This window comes from Actinosynnema sp. NPDC004786 (genome assembly GCF_053601135.1).
The window spans coordinates 1-1,198 of record NZ_JBSGBG010000120.1 but is presented as its reverse complement, the minus strand read 5'-3'; the positions used below and the strand labels follow the sequence as shown (position 1 = coordinate 1,198).

At 68.4% G+C, this 1,198-nt stretch carries 1 protein-coding gene; it reads right to left on the bottom strand.

Features of this window, described 5'->3' with window-relative positions:
- Nucleotide 1 precedes the first annotated feature (1 nt).
- Complete coding sequence (gene metK, locus ACWEFJ_RS39240; RefSeq protein WP_449716922.1) at nt 2-1,183, bottom strand: methionine adenosyltransferase; 1,182 nt, start codon at nt 1,181-1,183, stop codon at nt 2-4.
- Between the last annotated feature and the right edge of the window lie 15 nt (nt 1,184-1,198).

Here is a 1,198-nt window from a genome sequence, read left to right as displayed (position 1 = left end):
GTCAGGCGCCGGCGGCGGCGCGGAGGGCGTCCGCCCGGTCCGTGCTCTCCCACGGCAACTCCACATCCGTCCGACCGAAGTGCCCGTACGCCGCCGTCGGCGCGTAGATCGGCCGCAACAACCCCAGATCCCGGATGATCGCCGCCGGCCGCAGGTCGAACACCTCACCGATCGCCTGCTGGATCTTCGTCGGATCCACCGTCTCCGTCCCGAACGTCTCCACGAACAACCCCACCGGCGCCGCCTTCCCGATCGCGTACGCCACCTGCACCTCCACCCGCGACGCCAACCCCGCCGCCACCGCGTTCTTCGCCACCCACCGCATCGCGTACGCCGCCGACCGGTCCACCTTCGACGGGTCCTTCCCCGAGAACGCCCCACCACCGTGCCGCGCCATACCACCATAGGTGTCCACGATGATCTTCCGACCCGTCAACCCCGCGTCACCCATCGGACCACCGATCACGAACCGACCCGTCGGGTTCACCAACAACCGAACCCCACCGGTGTCCAACCCCAACCCCTCCAACTCCGGCGCCACCACGTGCTCCCGCACGTCCACACCCAACAACCGCTCCAGATCGATCCCGTCCGCGTGCTGCGTCGACACCACCACCGTGTCCAACCGCACCGGCTGATCACCCGCGTACTCGATCGTCACCTGCGTCTTGCCGTCCGGCCGCAGGTACGGCACCGTCCCGTCCTTGCGCACCGCCGCCAACCGCCGCGCCAACCGGTGCGCCAACGCGATCGGCAACGGCATCAACTCCGGCGTGTCCGTGCACGCGTACCCGAACATCAACCCCTGATCACCCGCACCCTGCCGGGCGACCTCGTCCTCCACACCCTCCACCCGACGCTCGAACGCCGCGTCCACACCCTGCGCGATGTCCGGCGACTGCGACCCGATCGCCACGTTCACCCCGCACGAATACCCGTCGAACCCCTTCGCCGACGAGTCGTACCCGATCTCCACGATCTTGTCCCGCACGATCGACGGGATGTCCGCGTACGCCTCCGTCGTCACCTCACCCGCGACATGCACCTGACCCGTGGTGACCAACGTCTCCACCGCCACCCGCGACCGCGGATCCTTCGCCAACAACGCATCCAGGATCGAATCGCTGATCGCGTCGCAGATCTTGTCCGGGTGCCCCTCGGTCACCGACTCACTGGTGAACAGCCTGCTGCTGTGCTG